The 19,875-nt window shown below is 64.0% G+C and carries 15 protein-coding genes, 4 tRNA genes and 1 pseudogene; 12 read left to right on the top strand and 8 right to left on the bottom strand.

The features are described from left to right. The first annotated feature begins 86 nt into the window (after positions 1-86). Positions 87-1,358, top strand: coding sequence for a branched-chain amino acid ABC transporter substrate-binding protein (locus Q0T48_RS06780; protein WP_295954181.1), 1,272 nt, complete (start codon positions 87-89; stop codon positions 1,356-1,358). Here Q0T48_RS06780 and Q0T48_RS06775 read toward each other — a convergent pair. Further along, positions 1,355-1,573: a hypothetical protein gene (locus tag Q0T48_RS06775; RefSeq protein ID WP_295954177.1), complete on the bottom strand. Its 219-nt coding sequence runs from the start codon at positions 1,571-1,573 to the stop codon at positions 1,355-1,357. The two genes, Q0T48_RS06780 and Q0T48_RS06775, sit on opposite strands and share 4 nt — an antisense overlap. A gap of 58 nt (positions 1,574-1,631) precedes the next feature. Between Q0T48_RS06775 and Q0T48_RS06770 the strand changes: the two genes are divergently transcribed. From Q0T48_RS06770 to Q0T48_RS06740, 7 genes are all read left to right on the top strand, one after another. After that, a complete protein-coding gene (locus Q0T48_RS06770; RefSeq protein ID WP_295954175.1) occupies positions 1,632-2,789 on the top strand; it encodes a pyridoxal phosphate-dependent aminotransferase in 1,158 nt (385 codons plus the stop codon). A gap of 101 nt (positions 2,790-2,890) precedes the next feature. Then, positions 2,891-2,966, top strand: a tRNA-Gly gene (locus Q0T48_RS06765). Positions 2,967-3,059: 93 nt separating this feature from the next. Continuing rightward, positions 3,060-3,133, top strand: a tRNA-Cys gene (locus Q0T48_RS06760). Positions 3,134-3,199: 66 nt separating this feature from the next. Further along, positions 3,200-3,275 (top strand) — tRNA-Gly (locus Q0T48_RS06755). A 190-nt stretch (positions 3,276-3,465) separates the two neighbouring features. Next, a tRNA-Leu gene (locus Q0T48_RS06750) sits at positions 3,466-3,550 on the top strand. A gap of 47 nt (positions 3,551-3,597) precedes the next feature. Further along, positions 3,598-3,819, top strand: coding sequence for a hypothetical protein (locus Q0T48_RS06745; RefSeq protein WP_295954173.1), 222 nt, complete (start codon positions 3,598-3,600; stop codon positions 3,817-3,819). Positions 3,820-3,961: 142 nt separating this feature from the next. Then, a complete protein-coding gene (locus tag Q0T48_RS06740) occupies positions 3,962-4,597 on the top strand; it encodes a DUF6806 family protein (RefSeq protein WP_295954171.1) in 636 nt (211 codons plus the stop codon). Here the strand turns inward: Q0T48_RS06740 and Q0T48_RS06735 are convergent, their stop codons facing one another. From Q0T48_RS06735 to Q0T48_RS06720, 4 genes are all read right to left on the bottom strand, one after another. Continuing rightward, on the bottom strand, positions 4,598-5,980 hold the full coding sequence (locus Q0T48_RS06735) for an efflux transporter outer membrane subunit (protein ID WP_295954169.1): 1,383 nt from the start codon (positions 5,978-5,980) through the stop codon (positions 4,598-4,600). Then, positions 5,970-9,080 (bottom strand): multidrug efflux RND transporter permease subunit, encoded by a 3,111-nt coding sequence (locus Q0T48_RS06730; protein ID WP_295954167.1) that lies wholly within the window; start codon positions 9,078-9,080, stop codon positions 5,970-5,972. Before Q0T48_RS06730 ends, Q0T48_RS06735 begins: the two co-directional genes overlap by 11 nt. A 106-nt stretch (positions 9,081-9,186) precedes the next feature. Next, the gene (locus Q0T48_RS06725; protein WP_295954164.1) at positions 9,187-12,276 is read right to left on the bottom strand and encodes an MdtB/MuxB family multidrug efflux RND transporter permease subunit; all 3,090 of its coding nucleotides are present in this window, start codon (positions 12,274-12,276) and stop codon (positions 9,187-9,189) included. Positions 12,277-12,294: 18 nt separating this feature from the next. Next, positions 12,295-13,791: an MdtA/MuxA family multidrug efflux RND transporter periplasmic adaptor subunit gene (locus Q0T48_RS06720; RefSeq protein WP_295954162.1), complete on the bottom strand. Its 1,497-nt coding sequence runs from the start codon at positions 13,789-13,791 to the stop codon at positions 12,295-12,297. Positions 13,792-14,013: 222 nt separating this feature from the next. Between Q0T48_RS06720 and Q0T48_RS06715 the strand changes: the two are divergent. Together Q0T48_RS06715 and Q0T48_RS06710 are read left to right on the top strand one after the other, a co-directional pair. Beyond that, positions 14,014-14,475 (top strand): annotated as a pseudogene (locus tag Q0T48_RS06715) (GNAT family N-acetyltransferase). Positions 14,476-14,493: 18 nt separating this feature from the next. Beyond that, positions 14,494-14,937, top strand: coding sequence for a VOC family protein (locus tag Q0T48_RS06710; protein WP_295954158.1), 444 nt, complete (start codon positions 14,494-14,496; stop codon positions 14,935-14,937). A 24-nt stretch (positions 14,938-14,961) separates the two neighbouring features. Here the strand turns inward: Q0T48_RS06710 and Q0T48_RS06705 are convergent, their stop codons facing one another. Next, the gene (locus Q0T48_RS06705; protein WP_295954155.1) at positions 14,962-15,849 is read right to left on the bottom strand and encodes a LysR family transcriptional regulator; all 888 of its coding nucleotides are present in this window, start codon (positions 15,847-15,849) and stop codon (positions 14,962-14,964) included. A gap of 128 nt (positions 15,850-15,977) precedes the next feature. Here Q0T48_RS06705 and Q0T48_RS06700 point away from each other — a divergent pair, with 128 nt between their 5' ends. Next, positions 15,978-16,361, top strand: coding sequence for a DoxX family protein (locus tag Q0T48_RS06700; protein WP_295954152.1), 384 nt, complete (start codon positions 15,978-15,980; stop codon positions 16,359-16,361). Next, complete coding sequence (locus tag Q0T48_RS06695) at positions 16,358-17,212, top strand: pirin family protein (RefSeq protein WP_295954150.1); 855 nt, start codon at positions 16,358-16,360, stop codon at positions 17,210-17,212. The genes Q0T48_RS06700 and Q0T48_RS06695 overlap by 4 nt, the downstream gene beginning before the upstream one ends. 9 nt (positions 17,213-17,221) lie before the next feature. Here Q0T48_RS06695 and murI read toward each other — a convergent pair whose 3' ends face one another. Both murI and Q0T48_RS06685 read right to left on the bottom strand, forming a co-directional pair. Beyond that, positions 17,222-18,061: a glutamate racemase gene (murI, locus tag Q0T48_RS06690; RefSeq protein WP_295954147.1), complete on the bottom strand. Its 840-nt coding sequence runs from the start codon at positions 18,059-18,061 to the stop codon at positions 17,222-17,224. Beyond that, a complete protein-coding gene (locus tag Q0T48_RS06685; RefSeq protein ID WP_295954144.1) occupies positions 18,058-19,608 on the bottom strand; it encodes a fumarate hydratase in 1,551 nt (516 codons plus the stop codon). Before Q0T48_RS06685 ends, murI begins: the two co-directional genes overlap by 4 nt. Between the last annotated feature and the right edge of the window lie 267 nt (positions 19,609-19,875).

The following is a 19,875-nucleotide window of genomic DNA, read 5'->3' as shown; positions in this document are numbered from 1 at the left end:
CTCCGTTTACATTACGCGGCGCTCACATTGATTGCCGCTTGGATCACATCTGCGTGCGCCGCCCTCCATTTCAAGGAAGTTTTTAGATGTTTAAGTTTCGACGTGCGCTCTTGAAATCGTGCGCTGTGGCGCTATGTGGCCTGGTTTTTCTCTCGGCACAAGCGGCCCCCGCGCCCATCAAGTTGGCCCTGGTCGAAGGTCTGAGCGGCCCGTTTGGCAACGGCGGTGAGGCGGTGTTCCGCAACCTGGTTTGGGCGGTGGAGCGCGTCAATGCGCGCGGTGGTGTGCCGCTGCCTGACGGCAAGCACCTGCTGGCGCTGGGGCGCTTTGATAGCAAGGGCCAGAACGAAGAAGCCCTGTCGGCCCTGCGCGCAGCCATCGACGACGGCGCGCAATACATCCTGCAAGGCAACTCTTCCGCCACCGCCGCCGTGCTGATCGATGCGATTAACAAGCACAACGACCGCGAACCCGCCAAGCGCGTGCTGCTGCTCAACTACGCGGCGGTAGACCCCACGCTGACCAACGAGAAGTGCAGCTTCTGGCACTTCCGCTTTGACGCGCACGCCGACATGCGCATGGCCGCGCTGATGGCGGTGTTTAAAGACGATGCAGCCGTCAAAAACGTCTACATCCTGGGCCAGGACTACAGCTTCGGCCAGGCCGTGGCACGCGAGGCCAAGCGCCAACTGGCCCTGCAGCGCCCCGACGTGCGGGTGGTGGGCGACGAACTGCACCCGCTGGGCCGCGTCAAGGACTTCATCCCCTACGCTGCCAAGATCAAGGCCAGTGGCGCGCAGGCCGTCATCACCGGCAACTTCGGCAACGACCTGACCCTGCTGGTCAAGGCCGCGCGCGAAGTGGGTTTTGAGGGCAAGTTCTACACCTTCTACGGCAATGCGCTGGGGGCCCCGGCGGCGCTGGGCGAGGCGGGCGTGGGCAAGGTCATTGCCGTGGCCGATTGGCTGCCGAACACGCCCACGGCGCAGAGCCAGGCTTTTGTGCAGGCCTTTCGCCAGCGCTTTCCCAAGCCTGCCGACGACTATCTGCACATGCGCATGCAGCTGATGGTCGAGGCGCTGGCCCAGGCTGTTGAGAAGGCCGGTACTACGGATTTGATAGCTGTCGCAACAAGCTTGGAGAGCGCTAGCGTCAGTTTGTATGGTCAGACCGGTCGCATGCGTGCCGCTGACCACCAGTTCCAGCAGCCCCTGGCCGTGGGCACCATGGACCGCCAGGGCACGCCGGGTGTGCCGTTCGATGTGGAAGGCTCGGGCTACGGCTTTCGGATCATCAAACAAACCAGCGCCGCCCAGGCCGAGATGCCCACCACCTGCAAGATGGTGCGACCCGGCTAACGCGTATAGCCTGCGCAGGCCCCGGCGTTGGGGCGGCCCTTGCATTCGCGCAGCAGGCGGCGGCTGCGCTCGGCCGTGCTCTCGGAAGAGTCTTTGAGGATGCGGACTTGGGAGCCGGCTTTGGCTTTTTTGGTTTTGGCAAAGCTGGGTGTCGCTATCGCAAAAACGACTGCCAACAAGCAGCAATACAAGGTACGGGAAGCCATGGTGTACATCTCCAAATGGGGCGAGTGTGGACCCGCATAATCACGCTTCCACACATCCTATCCCTCTATGCGCCAAGCCATTCTGAATCTCGAAGAATCCAAAATCCGTGAAGTCGCCAATGCGGGCATGGGGCGCAGCGACGTGCTGGCCTTCTGGTTCGGCGAAAGCGATGAAGTCACGCCCGATTTCATCCGCCAGGCGGCCATTGCCTCACTGCAGCAGGGCGAAACCTTCTACTCCCACAACCTCGGCCTGCCCGAGTTGCGCCAGGCCGTGGCCGATTACATGGGCGGGCTGCACGGCCCCATCGGTGCAGACCGCATCGCCATCACTTCCGGCGGTGTCAACGCCTTGATGCTGGCCATCCAGATGCTGGTGGACGCGGGCGACGAAGTGGTGGCTGTCACGCCGGTCTGGCCCAACCTCACCGCCCAGCCCACCATCCTGGGTGCACGGCTGCGCTGCGTCGCGCTGCAACCGCAGGCCGATGGTGCCTGGGCGCTGGACATGGCCCAGTTGCTGGCCGCCGTTACGCCCGCCACCAAGCTGCTGGTGCTTAACGCCCCCAACAATCCCACCGGCTGGACGCTGACCCGCGCCGAGCAGCAAACCATCCTCGACCACTGCCGTCGCACGGGCACCTGGATCCTGGCCGACGAGGTCTACGAGCGCCTGTACTACGCGCCCAGTGCCAACGGCTGCGCGCCCAGCTTTCTGGACGTGGCCGTGCCCGAAGACCGGCTGGTGGTGGTGCACAGCTTTTCCAAAAGCTTTTTGATGACAGGCTGGCGGCTGGGCTGGCTGGTCATGCCCGCCAGCGCCACGCCGCACATGGGCAAGCTCATCGAATTCAACACCTCGTGCGCCAGCGTGTTCGTGCAGCGTGCCGGTATCGCCGCCTTGCAGGGCACCGACAACATCACGCCGCGCGTGGTGGCGCATCTGAAAACCTGCCGCGACACGCTGGTGCCCTTATTGCAGGCCGTGCCCGGCGTGCGCGTGGCCCCGGCGCAGGGCGGTATGTACGCCTTCTTCCAGCTGGCAGGGCACCCGGACTCTTTGGTCACCGCCAAACGCCTGGTAGCCGAAGCTGGCCTGGGCCTGGGCCCCGGCAATGCCTTCGCTCCTGAGGCCCATGGCTGGCTGCGCTGGTGTTTTGCATCCAAAGATCTGTACCGATTGGAGCAGGGCGTGGAAAGGCTCAAAAAGTGGGCTATAATTTGAGGCTTGGTGCGGCGTACTTAAAGTGCAAAGCAACAAGCGACAAGAGCCCAGGTTCAAGTCAAAATTAGCCCAAAGTCATGTTATGATTTCAGGCTGAAAACGCGGGAGTAGCTCAGTTGGTAGAGCGCAACCTTGCCAAGGTTGAGGTCGAGAGTTCGAGACTCTTCTCCCGCTCCAAATTGGTAAAAAGGGAAGCTTCAGGCTTCCCTTTTTTACGAGTTTCGAGCTTGTTTGGTTAAACAAAATAAGCGGTGAAAAAGTTGTGAGTGTGGCGCGATAACAAAGCGGTTATGTACCGGATTGCAAATCCGGCTAGCCCGGTTCGACTCCGGGTCGCGCCTCCAGAATTCAAAATTTGGTGAAATCCGGATTTTGTATAAAAAGTCATGCTAGAATGCAAGGCTTGAAACGCGGGAGTAGCTCAGTTGGTAGAGCGCAACCTTGCCAAGGTTGAGGTCGAGAGTTCGAGACTCTTCTCCCGCTCCAAATTGGCAAAAAAGGAAGCTTAGGCTTCCTTTTTTTATGCCCGTTTGTTTTTGCGTTTTACGGCAGTGAGCACCTGACTTTCAGAGTCAAAACCACCCTCCCTGCGGGTTACAATGCAGCTGTTTTTCAGCTTTGGTGCGACGAAATATGAGGCCCATCCTCTGGTCCCGGCCCTGAGGTTGATGCAGCTGGCTCGGTGGTGTAATTGGTAGCCACAGCAGACTTAAAATCTGCCGACGCAAGTCGTACCGGTTCGATTCCGGTCCGAGCCACCAGTTTTGCATTTTCGCGTGGCGATAATGCTGGATTTGCCCAAAATCCCATGGAACACGACACACCCCAACCGCTAGAAGAATACGTGCCCGGCGTGGCCAATGGCCACCATTACATGGCCAAACTGTGCCACTTTGCGGATGGGCCGTGGTCCATCGAGGTGGTCCACGTGGAAGGGCTGCCACCTCTGGGTGATAGCGACAAAAGTTGGCCCACGCGCGAGGAGGCGGTACAGGCAGCCCAAGCCATGGTGGCTGCGCTGGCGCACTGACATCCGCTTACGCACGTAAAATCCCCAGGTTCCAAATCCACCACAGACGACGGCGCTTTTCCTTTGGCCGATTCCCCAAAGCTTTGTGTCCCTGCTCCTCGCGCTGGTTTTCAACCCCCTTAAAAGCGCCTAATATCTCTCTATGCCTCGTTACAACGCCCCCTTTGAAATCCACGTGCACGGCCAAGTGCCTTTGCGCACCGACGTGACGTTCCAGCAAGTCCAGGAAGCGCTCAAGCCGCTGTGGAAATACGCCGGAGCCAAGTCCCTGGCCGATGCCGCGGGCAGCGCCTACGAAGAAGAGCCAGGCATCCAGTTCGACGCGCCCGAGCACATGTTGCAGATGTGCTGGACGGTGCCGGGCGACGAAGATTTCAAACAGGCGCTGGACGAGATGTGCATGAGCCTGAACGAGCTGGCCGAGCGCGGTGCGTCTATTGAGATCACCTTCTACGACACCGACTTTGACGAAGAAGACGAAGAAGCCACCGACGATTCACGCGATGACTTCATGATGCTGTTCGTCGGCCCCACGCCCGCGGCCATCATGCAGGTGCAGCGCGATCTGCTGGTGCAGGATGTCATCAACATGATGGAGCGCCACTTCGACGCGTCCGAGCTTAACGGCATCGTGCGCGAAATCGACGTACTGTTCACCCAGCGCTTCGATGCTCTGGTGAATTCGCTGGAACTGGGCAAGCCGCCCCGTGGCCCCGGTGGTTCGGGTGGAGCCGGTGGCCACGGCGGCGGCGGTCGCCGCCCGCGCCACCTGCATTGATTACGAGGGCGCGTTCCAGCGCCCGGCAATGTTTTTCAACAATTGGTTGGTAGCCGCCAAACGGCGGTTTTGCACGTCCAGCAGGCTGCGTTCACTGGACAGTGCCGTGGCCTGCGCCACCACCACGTTCAGGTAGCTCACCGTACCGCTCTGGTACTGGTTTTTCACAATCTCCAAAGACCGGTTGGCGGCCGCCAAGGCTTCGGTTTGCAGCGCGGCTTCCTGCTGCAGGCTGCCGGCCACCACCAGGTTGTCTTCTACCTCTTGCAAGGCTGTCAGCACGGTCTGCCGGTAGCTGGCGGTGGCGGCATCGGTGCTGGCCCGGGCGGAATCTACATTCGACTGGCGCAAGCCGCCATCGAACGCTGCCAATGCCAGCGCGGGCCCTACCGACCACAGCAGGTTCGGCGCGCTGACCAAGTTCGCCAAGCCACTGCCTTTGTACCCGGCGCTGGCCGACAGCGTGAGCGCGGGAAAGAACGCGGCCTTGGCCACGCCGATCTGCGCGTAGGCCGCGGCCACGCGGCGTTCTGCCGCCGCGATGTCGGGGCGGCGCTCCAACAGGTTGGCGGGTAGCTGGTCCGGTACCTCTGGCGTGTTGGGCAGAGCGGCGGTACGCGGCAGGCTGAATTCGGACGGTGCCAGGCCCAGCAGCACCGCCAGTGCATGTTCCAGTTGGGCGCGAGAGCTATCGGATTCGATCCGTTGGGCCGACGTGGTTTTCAGCTGGGTTTGCGCCTGCGCCACGTCGTCGGCCGAGGCGACTCCGCCCTGGTAACGGTTTTGTGTCAGCTCCAGAGAGCGTTGGTAGGCCTGCATGCTGCGCTCCAGCAGGGCCGATTGGGCTTCGGCGGCGCGCAAAGAGAAGTAGGTTTGCGCCACCGTGGCTTGCAGCGACAGGCGGGCGGCGGCCAGGTCGTCCTGGCTGGCCTGCACGCGGGCCTGGTCGCCGGTGACGGCACCCGAGAGCCGTCCCCACAGGTCCAGCTCCCAACTGGCGCTGCCGGTCAAGGCCACGCTGTTGGCCGCCGGGCTGGTGGGCGAGGCGCTGCGGGTGGCTGTCAGGCCCGCACCCAGCGTGGGCGACAAGGCCGCACGGCTGCTGCCCAGCGCGGCCTGTGCCACGCGGATTTGCGCGGCGCTGGCCAGCAGGTTCTGGTTCTGGCCCACCTGGGTTTGCAAGCCGTTGAGTACCGGGTCGTTGAACAACTGCCACCAGTCGTCCGGCACGGCGGCGGCCTGCGGGTTGGCGGTGTGCCACAGGCCAGTCTCTTTGAAGGCGTTGGCCGTGGCGGGCAGCTTGGGGGCCTGGTAGGGCGGCGTGGTGCTGCAGGCGCTGAGCAACAGCGCCCAGCCCAGCACAGGGATCAATTTAGGCAGCATCGCTAGCCCTCCGGAGTGAGATAAAGGCGGGCCAGTGCAGGCTATGCCCCCAGGCGCGCAGCCGGTCCATGCCGACATAGACCACGGGCGTGGTGTACAGCGTGAGCAACTGGCTCAGCACCAGGCCGCCCACCACGGCAATGCCCAGTGGCTGGCGCAGCTCGGCCCCGTCGCCATGGCCCACGGCCAACGGCACGGCACCCAACATGGCGGCCACCGTGGTCATCAGAATCGGTCGCAGGCGCAGATGGGCGGCGCGGTAGATGGCCTGGGCGGCACTGACATGCTCCGAATGGCGTTGCCGCGTGATGGCGAAGTCGATCATCATGATGGCGTTCTTTTTGACGATACCGATCAGCAAAATTACCCCGATCAACGCGATGATGGAAAACTCGGTGTGAAAGGCTTCCAGCGCCAGCAGCGCCCCCACACCGGCCGAGGGCAGGGTGGACAGAATAGTGATGGGGTGGATCAGGCTCTCGTACAAGATGCCCAGCACCAGGTAGATGGTGACGATGGCCGCCAGAATCAGCAGCGGCTGGCTGTCTAATGAACTTTTCAGCGCCTGCGCCGTGCCTGCAAAGCTGCCGCGTACCGACACCGGCACACCCAGTGCGGCCACGGCGTTGTTCACCGCATCGGTGGCCTGTGACAGCGACACGCCCAGCGGCAGGTTGAAGCTGACCGTGCTGGCCGGGGTGCCGCTCTGGTGGTTGACCGACAGTGGCGTATTGGTCAGCTCCACCTTGGCAAAGGCCGCGAGCGGCACCTGCGCGCCGCTGCCGGAGGTGAACAGCAGGCTGCGCAGCGACTCGGCGCTTTGCAAAAACTCCGGCGCCAGCTCCATCACCACCCGGTACTGGTTCAGCGGGTTGTAAATCACCCCCACCTGGCGCTGGCCGAAGGCGTTGTTCAGCGTGGTGTCTACCGTGCTGGCGCTCAGTCCCAGGCGGGCCATGGCATCGCGGTCCATCACCACCGAGGTCTGCAGGCCGTTGTCTTGCTGGTCGCTGTTCACATCCACCAGCTCGGGCAGTTGCGACAGGGCGCGGCGGATGCGCGGCTCCCAGGTGCGCAGGTCGGCCAGGTCGTCGGCCTGCAAGGTGTACTGGTACTGGGCGTTGGCCTGGCGGCCGCCGATGTTGATGTCTTGCACCGGCACCAGGAACAGATTGGCACCCGGCTCGTGCGCCAGCTTGGTACGCAGCCGGGCCACCACCTGGTCGGCCGACACGTCGCGCTGGGCCAGGGGTTTGAGCGTCATGAACATGTTGGCGGTGTTGCGCTGGCCGCCGCCGGTGAAGCCGGTCACGCTCTCCACCGCCGGGTCTGTGCGCACTACGTCCATGAAGCGCACCAGCCGCTGCTGCATGAACTGGAACGAGGTGCTCTGGTCGGCGCGGATGTTGCCATTGACGCGGCCGGTGTCTTGCTGCGGGAAAAAGCCTTTGGGGATGGCACCGTACATGTGGATATTGAGCACCACCACGCACAGCAGCGCCACCAGGGCGATGGGTTGGTGGCGCAGCGTCCAGGCCAGCGAGCGCCGGTAGCCGCGCAGCAGCCGCTTTTGTAGCCGACCCGCCCATACCGCCAAGCGGCCGGGTTCCTTTTGGACAGGGGCGTGCCGCAGCAGCGCCGCGCACATCATTGGCGTGGTGGTCAGCGACACCACCATCGACACCAGAATCGAGGCCGACAAAATCACCGCAAATTCGCGGAACAGCCGCCCCACGATGCCGCCCATCAGCAGAATCGGGATGAACACCGCAATCAACGACAGGCTGATGGACACCACGGTAAAGCCGATCTCCCGCGTGCCCGCCAGCGCTGCCTGCAGGGCCGATTTACCGCGCTCCATGTGGCGCGTCACGTTCTCCAGCACCACGATGGCATCGTCCACCACAAAGCCGGTAGCCACCGTCAGCGCCATCAGTGACAGGTTGTCCAGCGTGTAGCCCAGCAGGTACATCGCGCCAAAGGTGCCCGCCAGCGATACCGGCACGGCCACGCTGGGGATCAGTGCTGCGCGGGCATTGCGCAGGAACAAAAACACCACCATCACCACCAGCCCGATGGAGATGGCCAGCGCCCGCTCCACCTCGCGCAGCGAGGCGCGGATGGTGGGCGTGCGGTCCATCACCACCTGGAGATTGATGGCAGGCGGAATGGACGCCTGCAGGTGCGGCAGCAGGGCGCGCACTTTGTCCACCGCGTCGATGATGTTGGCACCGGGCTGTTTGAACAAGATCAGCAGAATCGCCGGCTTGCCATCGCTGACCCCGTAGTTGCGTACATCTACTACGCTGTCGAGCACCTGGCCCACGTCCTGCATGCGTACTGCGCTACCATTTGTGTAGCGGATGATCTGCGGCGCAAATTCGGCTGCGGTGCGCGCTTGGTCGTTGGCACCGATCTGCCAGTTGCGTGTGCCGTCTTCCACCGCGCCCTTGGGCCGGTTGGCATTGGTGCTGGTGATGATTTGGCGCACGGTGTCGAGTGCAATGCCGTTGGCCGCCAGTTTGTTCGGGTCCAGCTCGACCCGCACCGCAGGCAGCGCACCGCCGCCAATGTTGACCTGGCCAATGCCGTCGATCTGCGCCAACCGCTGGGCCAGCACGGTAGAGGCCGCGTCGTACATCTGCCCGCGCGTCAGCGTGTCGGAGGTCAGCGACAGCAGCATGATGGGCGAATCGGCCGGGTTCACCTTGCGGTAGCTGGGGTTGCTGGGCATGCCGCTGGGCAGCAGGGTACGGGCCGCGTTGATGGCCGCCTGCACATCCCGCGCCGCGCCGTTGATGTCGCGGTTCAGATCAAACTGCAGGGTGATGCGGCTGCTGCCCAGCGATGAGTTGGAGGTCATCTCGGTCACGCCGGCGATGGCGCCCAGGGCCCGCTCCAACGGCGTCGCCACCGTGGCCGCCATGGTGTCCGGGCTGGCACCGGGCAGGGACGCGGAGACCGAAATGGTGGGGAAATCTACCTGCGGCAGCGGGGCCACCGGCAGCAGCAGAAAGCCGATGACCCCGGCGATAGCGATACCCAGGGTGAGCAGGGTGGTGGCGATGGGGCGGTGGATGAAGGGGGCGGAGAAGTTCATCGCGGCCCCATCGATAATTTAAAGAAAATAGGCCTCTGGCGCATATGGTACCTACGCAAGTAGCTATTTATTCCATAGCAATGCACGCAATGAATGGCTGACTGCATCACGCCGTCCTGGTGTCGCGGCGGGCGCGCCAGCGTTGTGCCATGCTGGCAAAGCCCAGATAGATCACCGGCGTGGTGAACAGCGTCAGTAACTGGCTGACGATCAATCCACCCACCATCGTCACGCCCAGCGGATGGCGCAGCTCGCTGCCCACGCCGGTGCCCAGCATCAGCGGCAAGGCCCCCAGCAGCGCGGCCAGCGTGGTCATCAAAATCGGCCGAAAACGCAGCAAACACGCCTGGTGGATGGCCGCACGCGGGCTTAAGCCCTGCTCGCGCTCCGCGTCCAGCGCGAAGTCGATCATCATGATCGCGTTCTTCTTGACGATGCCGATCAGCAGCACGATGCCGATGATGGCAATGATGTCCAGGTCCAGTCCGAACACCAGCAGCGCCAGCAGCGCGCCCAGCGCCGCCGAGGGCAGGGTGGACAGAATCGTCACTGGGTGGATGAAGCTCTCGTACAGCACGCCCAGTACGATGTACATGGTGACGATGGCCGCCAGGATCAGCAGCAAGGTGTTGTTCAGAGATGCCTGGAAGGCCAGCGCCGCGCCCTGGAAGCTGGTCTCGATGCTGGCCGGCAGTTGCAGCGCCGCCTCTTCGGCTTGGATGGCGCTGACTGCATCGCCCAGCGAATGGCCGGGCGCGGTGTTGAACGAGATGGTGGCCGACGGAAACTGCCCGGCGTGGTTTACCGCCAGCGCGGCGGATTTTTCCAGCACCTGGGCCACGCTCGACAGCGGCACCTGCACGCTGTTGGCACCGGTCACATACAGCTTGGACAGCGCCTGCGGCCCCAGCCGGTCGTGCGGGCCGACCTCCAGCACCACGCGGTACTGGTTGGACTGGGTGTAGATGGTGGAAATCAGCCGCTGGCCAAAGGCGTTGTACAAGGCGGTATCGATGGCCGCTACCGTCACCCCCAGTTGCCCCGCTGCGATGCGGTCGATCTCCACATAGGCTTGCAGGCCCTTGTCTTGCACGTCGCTGCCCACGTCGGCCAGTTGCGGCAGGCTGCGCAGGCGCTCCAGCAGCGCGGCGGCCCCGGTGTTGAGTTCGTCAAAATTGGGCGATGACAGCAGGAACTGGTACTGGGTTTTGGAGATGCGGTCCTCGATGGTCAAGTCCTGCACCGGCTGCATATACACCTCGATGCCCGACACCTTGCGACTCGCATCGCTCAGGCGGCGCAGGATGGTGCTAGCCGACGCATCGCGTGCGGCCTTGGGCTTCAGGTTGATCAGAATGCGGCCCTGGTTCAACGTGGTGTTCACCCCGTCCACCCCGATGAAGGACGATACGCTCTGCACCGCGCTGTCTTGCAAAATCACCGCGGCCAGCGCCTGCTGCCGGTCGGCCATGGCGGCAAACGAACTGCTCTGCGCCGTCTCGGTCATGGCCTGGATCACGCCCGTGTCTTGCAGCGGGAAAAAGCCCTTGGGCACCACGAAGTACAGCCAGCCGGTCAGCACCACCGTCAGCCCAAACACCAGCAGCGTGCCTGCCTGGCGCGCCAGCACCCAGTCCAGCGCCACGCCGTAGCGGCGGATCAGGCTGTCGAAAAATGTGCCGGTGGCCTGGTAGATGCGGCCATGGCTTTCCTCGGGCGTGTGCTTGAGCAGGCGGGCGCACAGCATGGGCGTAAAGCTCAGCGACACCACGGCCGAGATCAGGATGGACACCGCCAGCGTGATGGCGAATTCATGGAACAGCCGGCCCACCACATCGCCCATGAACAGCAGCGGAATCAGCACCGCAATCAGCGAAATTGTCAGCGAAATGATGGTGAAGCCGATCTGCTTGGCCCCCTTGAGCGCGGCATCAAACGGCTTCTCGCCTTGCTCCACGTAGCGGGCGATGTTCTCGATCATCACGATCGCGTCGTCCACCACAAAGCCGGTGGAAATGGTCAGCGCCATCAGGGTCAGGTTGTTGATCGAAAACCCGGCCAGGTGCATCACGCCAAAGGTGCCCACCAGCGACAAGGGCACGGCCAGGCTCGGGATCAGCGTGGCCGAGCCGCTGCGCAAGAACACAAAAATAACCGCCACCACCAAGCCAATCGCCAGCAGCAGCTCCATTTGCGTGTCTTCCACCGAGGCGCGGATGGTCACTGTGCGGTCGGTCAGGATCTGTACGTCCAGCGAGGCGGGCAGGGTGGCCTGCAGCTTAGGCAGCAGGGCCTTGATGCGGTCGGCGGTGTCGATCACGTTGGCACCGGGCTGGCGCTGGATATTCAGGATGATGCCGGGCACCTTGTTGGCCCAGGCGGCCAGCCGGATGTTTTCGGCATCGTCGACCACGTTCGCCACGTCCTTCATGCGGATGGCCGCCCCGTTCTTGAAGGCAATCACCAGGTTGCTGTACTCGGCGGCGGAGCGCAGTTGGTCGTTGGCATCGATGGTCGAGGCGCGTAGCGGGCCGTCGAAGCTGCCCTTGGCCTGGTTGGTGTTGGCCGCGGCAATGGCGGTGCGCACATCGTCCAGCGCCAGGCCCACACCAGCCAGCTTGCTGGGGTCGGCCTGGATGCGCACGGCAGGGCGGCCACCCCCGGCCAACGCCACCAGGCCCACGCCTTCGACCTGCGACAGCTTGGGTGCCAGCCGGTTTTCCACCAGGTCGTGCACGCGGATCACCGGCAGCGAGGGCGAGGTGATCGCCAGTGTCAGGATCGGTGCGTCCGCCGGGTTCACTTTGCTGTAGGTAGGCGGCATGGGCAGGTCGCTGGGCAGCAGATTGCTACCCGCGTTGATGGCGGCCTGCACCTGCTGCTCGGCTACGTCCAGCGACATTTCCAGCGAGAAGCGCAGCGTGATCACCGAGGCACCGCCCGAGCTGGTGGACGACATCTGCGCCAGCCCCGGCATCTGGCCAAACTGGCGCTCCATCGGCGCGGTGACCGACGAAGTCATCACGTCCGGGCTGGCACCGGGGTACAGCGTGGTGACCTGGATGGTCGGGTAGTCCACCTCGGGCAGGGCCGATACCGGCAGCAGCCGGTAGGCCAGCAGCCCGGCGATCAGGATGGCCAGCATCAGCAGCGATGTGGCCACCGGGCGGAGGATGAAAAGTCTGGACAGGTTCATGGCGCGGCGAAGCTCGGCTTAACTACCGGAGGCTTCTTTTTGCCGGCGTTGTTCGCGCCTTTGTTCGATGAAGGCTTTGCGTTCGTCAGGCGACATTTTCAGGAATTTGTCTTGCTCTTCCTGCGGCAGGCGGTCCAGCCAGCGGGGGCGCTCCTCGGCGGTGGCCTCGCTGGCGGGAGCGGTTTTCTGTGTGGCAGCAGGTGCTTCTGATTTTGTAGCTGCTGGTGCAGACACTGCCTGCGCTGGAGCCGTATTTGTTTCAGATTTTTGGCGCTTGCCGGTATCGGCTGCCGGGGCGGCAATAATCTCCACCTTGGCACCTTCGCGCAGGCGGTCGGCCCCGTCGGTCACCACTTTCTCGCCCACCGAGATATCGCCCCGCACGCTAACTCCGTCGCCGTCGGTGGCACCCAACTGGATGCGGCGCACGGTGACGCTGCCGTCGTCCTTGACGGCGTACACATAGGTGCCCTGCGCGCCGCGCTGCACGGCGGCAGAGGGCACGACCATCGCGCTCTGCAGCGTACCCAGTTGCAGCACCACGTTGACAAACTGGTTGGGGAACAGCGCGCTGTCGGCATTGGCAAACTGGGCCTTGAGCTTGAGCGTGCCGGTGGTAGTGTCGATGGCGTTGTCGGTGCTGGTCACCTTGCCCACGGCCAGCTTGTTTTTGAGGGCCCGGTCCCAGGCCTCGACCACCAGTGGCGTTTTGGCGGCCAGCTTTTGGGTGATTTGCGCCACGTTCGCCTCGGGCACGGCAAACACCACATTCAGCGGCTGGGTCTGGGTGATGCTGACCAGCCCATTGACATCGCTGGTCTGCACCATATTGCCCACGTCCACCTGCCGAAAGCCCAGCCGCCCGCCGATGGGCGCGCGTACCTGGGTGTACGAGAGCTGCAGCTTGGCGCTGTCGACCTGGGCCTGGTCGGTCAGCACCGTGCCCTGCAGTTGCTTGACCAGCGCGTCCTGCGTATCTACCTGCTGCTTGGCAATCGAATCCTTGGCCAGCAAATCCTGGTAGCGGGCCAGGTCCAGTTGGGCGTTGCGCAGCTGGGCCTGGTCGCGCGCCAAGCTGCCCTGCGCCTGCGACAGCGCCACCTGGAAGCTGCGCGGGTCGATCTCGGCCAGCACCTGCCCGGCCTTGACCTGCTGGCCTTCGGTGAAACGCACCGCCTGCAGCACACCCGCCACCTGCGCCCGCACCACCGCGGTGTTGAGTGCGCTGATATTGCCGATGGCCGACACCAGCACCCGCACATCGTGCTGCTGCACGGCGGCCACCGACACCGGCTGCACATTGCTGGCCCCGCCAAAGCGCCGCCCGCCTGCAGCACCACCACCCGGCGCACTGGCCGACTTGGCTGGAGCTGCCACCGCGCTGGCATCCGCCGCGCTGTGGTGTTGCCCCCACCACCAACCGCCGCCACCAGCGGCCGCCACCAGCAAAACCAAGCCCAGATAGCCGGGCCCGGACAGGCCTGTTTGGGTGCGTATAAAAGTGCGTTGGGTCATGGTCGGGCAGAAGGGAAGAGGGTGGCGGGGCGCATACCGCGTGCATGTTAGCCGTTGCCCCCACGGGCTCCGCCCCGCGCGCCAGGCCTTTACTACGGATTTACCCCCGCGCCAACTTGCCTTACGCGTTGGCGGGAGTAGGTGCTACGGAATGCGTAGCTACTAGCGCAGGTGGAGTATGCGCTAAAGTGGTATTTTTAACCCTACTTCCACGCTCCACCGATGCTGATCCGCCCCGCCACGCTGCACGACCTGCCCGCCCTCGCGCCGCTGTTCGATGCCTACCGCCAGTTCTACGACCAAGTGCCCGATCTGCCGCGGGCCACGGCCTTCCTGCAGGCGCGCATGCTGAATGCCGAGTCCACGATCCTCGTGGCGCAGGGCGACAGCGCGGGCCTGTTGGGGTTTTGCTAGCTCTACCCCTCGTTCTGCTCGGTGGCGGCTGCGTTCATTTACGTGCTGTACGACCTGTTTGTGGCCCCGGATGCGCGCAAGTCCGGCGCGGGCCGGGCGCTGTTGCAGGCGGCGGAGCAGTTCGCGGCTAGCCAGGGCGTGGTGCGGATGGACCTGACTACGGCCAAGACGAATCTGGCGGCACAGTCGGTGTACGAGGCGCTGGGCTGGGTGCGCGATGAGGTGTTTTTTGCGTACAGCAAGGCCGTGGATGGCCCGGCTGCCGTTTAGCCAACTGAGGATTCCACCATGCCCGAAGTAACCGGTATCGACCACATCTACATCACCGTGTCCGACCTGGCGCGGGCCGAGCCGTTTTACGACCAGGTGCTGGTGGTGGCGCTGGGCTTTCGCAAGAACAAGTTTCCGCTAGCGGGCGATCCGCACATCCAGTACTTCAACCGGCATTTCGGCTTTGTGCTGCGCCCGGCGCGCAGTGTGGCGCCGCACGACAGCTATGCGCCCGGCTTGCACCACTTCTGCCTGCGCGTCGATTCGATTGCCGATGTGCATACGGTGGCCGAGCAGTTGCGTAGTGCGGGCATTGCGGCTACCGAGGCCCAGCTGTATCCCGAGTACGCGCCCGACTACTGGGCGACTTTCTTCTCCGACCCGGATGGCATCCGCCTGGAGGTGACCAACTACCGCCAGGAGCGGCGTGCGCGGCACGACCACTGGCCGTCTGAGGGCTGATTCGCTGGCCTGTTCTGCGATTGGCTAACCCAGGCCCATGCGTTGCACAGCCGCATCCACAAACGCGGTGACTGCGCGCGGGACCAGCTTGCGGCTGGGGTAGACCACATACAAGCCGCCGTTGGACTGCCCGTATTGCGGTAGTACTTCGCACAGCGTGCCAGCGCGCAGGCTTTGCGTCACTATGGTGATTGGCAGCAGGGCGATCCCCAGTCCTGCAACCGCCGCCTTCAGTTGCGCCTGCGCGGTGTTGGCGCTGAAGCTGCCTGTCACCTCCACCTGTTCCGGGCCCTGGGGGCCCTCTAGCCGCCAGAGGCCACGGCCCACGGTCTTGGACGCGCGGATACAGGCGTGCAGGGACAGATCTTCCAGCCGCGCTGGCGTGCCGCGCAGCGCCAGATAGGCCGGGCTGGCGACCAGCCCCGTGTGGTTGGTGCTGAGCCGGCGTGCCACCAGGCTGGAGTCGGGCAGCTCGCCGCCGCGAAACGCCACGTCGATGCCTTCGCGGATCAGATCGGCCCGGGCGTCGCTGAGCACAAAGTCCAGCTGCACAGCCGGATGCTCGCGCAGAAATTCCGCCACCCAGTCCACTAAAAAGAAGTCAAAAAAATCGGCGGGCACGGCCACCCGCACCAGGCCACTGGGCTCCTGCTGGGCTTCGGTCAGCTGCTGGGCGGCCTGCAGCAGCTCTTCCACCTGGGCAGCGCTGCGCTCGTACAGCGCCCGGCCGGCATCGGTGAGGTTCAGCTTGCGGGTGGAACGCTGTAGCAGGCGCACGCCCAAATGGTTTTCCAACTGCAGCACCTGGCGGCTCAGCGTATTGGGTGGCATGGACAGGCGCCGCGCCGCCTCGGCAAAACTGCCAGCCTGCACCACCTGCACAAACATCGCGATCTCGTTCAGGTCCAGCATGCAGGGTCTATTGCTCTTAAAAATGGATGATTCAAATCCTATTAAACCGTCTAGTCAAGGTCTCGTGCCGTACCTACTATCCAGTTCTGTGTTTTCTGGTTCTTACTTTTCACTGTTCAGGAGTTTTTATGGCCCTTTCTTCTACCGCCCAAAACCGCATCGTTTGGGGCGTTCGCATTTTTCTGGCGCTGGCCATGGGCGCGGCCGGTACGGCCAAGCTGGCCAGCCTGCCGCAAATGGTGGAAATTTTCAACCACATCGGCCTGGGCCAGTGGTTCCGCTCTTTCACCGGGGCGGTCGAGGTCGTCGGTGCGGTGCTGCTGTTGGTACCCGCCACTGGTCTGTTGGGTGCCCTGTGGGTGGGTGGCACCATGGTCGGGGCGGTCGCCACGCACCTGTTTGTCATCGAGGGCTCGCCAGTGGCGGCGATGGTGCTGGGGCTGCTGTGCGCGTTTGTGGTTTACCAGCTGCGGCCGGGCCAGCAGCGCCGTGCTGGTGCGGTGGCAGTATGAAGGCGGCGCTGGAATCCACGGTGGCCACCGGCCGCAAGGTGGCGCACCGCACGCGCGGCCATACGCATGGGCCCATCACCCGGCTGATGAGTCCATCGGACCTGGGCGAGTTGCTAAAACCGTTTGTGTTTCTGGATCTGTTTGTCAGCGACGACCCGGCCCAACTGGGCGGTTTCCCCATGCACCCGCACTCCGGCATCGCTACGCTGACCTACCTGGTGGCCGGCGGCATGGAGTACGCCGACAGCACCGGCCAAAGCGGCCAACTGCAGGCGGGCAGCGTGGAATGGATGCGGGCTGGTGGTGGCGTATGGCACACCGGCAAGCCCACCGACGATGTGCCCGCGCATGGGTTTCAGCTGTGGATCGCGCTGCCCGAGGCACTGGAGAATGCGCCGGCCGAAAGCCAGTACCTCAGCCCGGCCGCGCTGACGCACAGCGGCCCGGCCACGGTGCTGCTGGGGCAGTACGCCGGTGTCCGCAGTGCGATTGCGCACCCGGCCGACGCCACCTACCTGGCAGTGCACCTGCGCGCGGGCGAAACCTGGACCTACCAGCCGCCCGCCGGGCACAGCGTGGGCTGGTTGGCGGTGGACGTAGGTGCGCTGGACCTGCCCGAGCCCCTGGTCCGGGGCGACATGCTGGTGTTTGACCAGACGGAAGACCCCATCACCCTGCGGGCCCAGACCGATGCCGTGCTGGTGCTGGGCTCGGCGGTGCCGCATCCGCACCCACTGGTGTTGGGCCGGTATTCGGTGCATACCAGTGCCGAGGCCTTGCGCCGGGGCGAGGAGGGCATCCGCCAAGTGGCCCAGCGGCTGCGGGCAGAAGGCGTGTTGGGCCTGCGTTAAAGCAGGTTTTCAGAGCGCTGGGCTGCTGTCGATATGTACGTGCGCCGCCTGTGCGCCGTGCTGTGCCGGCAGGCCCAGCCAGCGCTGCGCTGCAGCCTGCAGCACCGCCGCTTCGCCGGTGGTGAGCAACTGCAGACCGCCGGGGCCGCTGTGCAGCAAACCGCCGGCTTCCAGCAGCTGACGGGTGCGCCGTGCCACTGGTTCGCCGGTGGACAGGATGCGCACCTGCGGGCCGACCAGCTGTTCCAGGTGCGCTTGCGCGAACACGTAGTGGGTGCAGCCCAGTACCAGCGTGTCGATTTCGCCCGGATTTAAGCCAAATTGGCCCATAGCACAGGTGTAGTCTGCACACAGTGCTATGATTTTTGAATCATCCTGGGTTTCCACGCTGCGGCTGATGGCATCGGCCAGGCCGTCGCAGGGCTGGACGACGAAGGTGGCCTGGTCTTGCAGGCTGGTGCGCAAGGCCTTGAATTTGGCGCTGGTGACGGTGCCGCGGGTGCCGATCACGCCCACGTGTTTGGTGTGGCTGGCGGCGGCTGCAGGCTTCAGCCCAGGCTCCACGCCCACGATGGGCAGGTCCGGGTGCTCGGCGCGGAGCAGGGCCACGGCCGCCATGGTCGCCGTATTGCAGGCGATGACCAGGGCCTTGATGCCGTGGGCTTGGCGCAGGTAGGTGGTGATGGCACGGGAGCGATTAACAACGTGCGCATCGTCGCGCTCGCCGTAGGGCGCGTAGGCGCTGTCGTCCAGGTAGACGAAATGCTCCAGCGGCAGGGCAGCCTGCAGCGCCTGTAAGACGCTCAAGCCGCCGATGCCGCTGTCAAAAACGCCTATGGGGGCATTCAAGCCGCCACAACTCCGATGTTCTTGAACTCGCCCGTGGCAATCCGTTTCTGCCACTCCGCCGGACCGGTGATGTGCGCGCTGGTGCCGCCTGCATCCACGGCCACGGTCACGGGCATATCCACCACGTCGAATTCGTAGATGGCTTCCATGCCCAGATCGGCAAAGCCCACTACCTTGGCGGTTTTGATCGCTTTGCTCACCAGGTAGGCGGCGCCGCCCACGGCCATCAGGTAGGCGCTTTTGTGCTTCTTGATGGCTTCGATGGCGACCGGGCCGCGCTCGGATTTGCCGATCATGGAGATCAAACCGGTTTCGGCCAGCATCATTTCGGTGAAGCCGTCCATGCGGGTAGCGGTGGTCGGGCCGGCCGGGCCTACGGCTTCGTCACGCACCGGATCAACCGGGCCGACGTAGTAGATGACGCGGTTGGTGAAGTCGACGGGGAGCTTTTCGCCCTTGCCCAGCATGTCCTGGATGCGCTTGTGGGCGGCATCGCGGCCGGTGAGCATCTTGCCGTTCAGCAGCAAGGTGTCGCCGGGCTTCCAGCTGGCGACTTCGGCCTTGGTCAGGGTGTTGAGATCGACTTTTTTGCTCTTGTTGTAGTCGGGCGTCCAGTTGACGTTGGGCCACAGATCGAGGCTCGGTGGGTCCAGGTAGACCGGGCCGCTGCCATCCATCACAAAGTGGGCGTGGCGGGTGGCGGCGCAGTTGGGGATCATGGCCACGGGCTTGCTGGCGGCGTGGGTGGGGTACATCTTGATCTTGATGTCCAGCACGGTGGTCAGGCCGCCCAGGCCTTGCGCGCCGATGCCCAGGGCGTTGACCTTCTCGAACAGTTCCAGGCGCAGGGCTTCAGTCTTGGTGAGTGCACCACCGGCAGAGGACTTGGCCTGCAGTTCGTACATGTCCAGGTCGTCCATCAGGCTTTGCTTGGCCATCAGCACGGCTTTTTCGGCCGTGCCGCCGATGCCGATGCCCAGCATGCCGGGCGGGCACCAGCCAGCGCCCATGGTGGGCACGGTCTTCAGCACCCAGTCGACCACCGAGTCGCCGGGGTTCAGCATGACCATCTTGCTCTTGTTTTCGCTGCCGCCACCCTTGGCTGCGACGGTGATGTCCACCGTGTTGCCGGGCACGATCTCGGTGTGGATGACGGCGGGGGTGTTGTCCTTGGTGTTCTTGCGGTCGAACTGTGGGTCGGCCACGATGCTGGCGCGCAAGGTGTTGTCGGGGTGGGCGTAGCCCTGGCGCACGCCTTGGTTGATGGCGTCGTCCAACGAACCGGTGAAGCCTTCCCAGCGCACGTCCATGCCGACTTTAAGGAACACGTTGACGATGCCGGTGTCCTGGCAGATCGGGCGCTGGCCGGTGGCGCTCATCTTGCTGTTGGTCAGGATCTGCGCAATCGCGTCCTTGGCCGCCGCGCTCTGTTCGCGGTCATAGGCGCGGGCCAGGTGGGCGATGTAGTCGGCCGGGTGGTAGTACGAGATGTATTGCAGGGCGGCGGCAATGGATTCGATCAGATCGGCTTGGCGGATGGCAGTCATGGGGGGCCTGGCTTGGATGTGGATGGGAAAGAAAGGGCAAACCCTCAGATTATCCCCTCTGCGGTGGCGGGGCAATGCAGCTTGCTTCGGGAAAACCGCATGCTATATTTTGCATAGCGGTGGGCGTAGGCTGTATATGCGCTAGAGGCTCTTTCTTTATAAATTCTGCAGAACGGGCTGGGCTGGGCAGGTGTCAAAAAATTGATATATCCCCTTCTTATGATCCGGCGAAAAGCCTGACCCATTCCCCACCCTCTGGACCCCCAC

Source organism: Rhodoferax sp., assembly GCF_025354435.1.
Taxonomy (GTDB): domain Bacteria; phylum Pseudomonadota; class Gammaproteobacteria; order Burkholderiales; family Burkholderiaceae_C; genus Rhodoferax_B.
The sequence above is the reverse complement of the archived record's forward strand: the minus strand, read 5'-3'. Positions and strand labels throughout refer to the sequence as shown.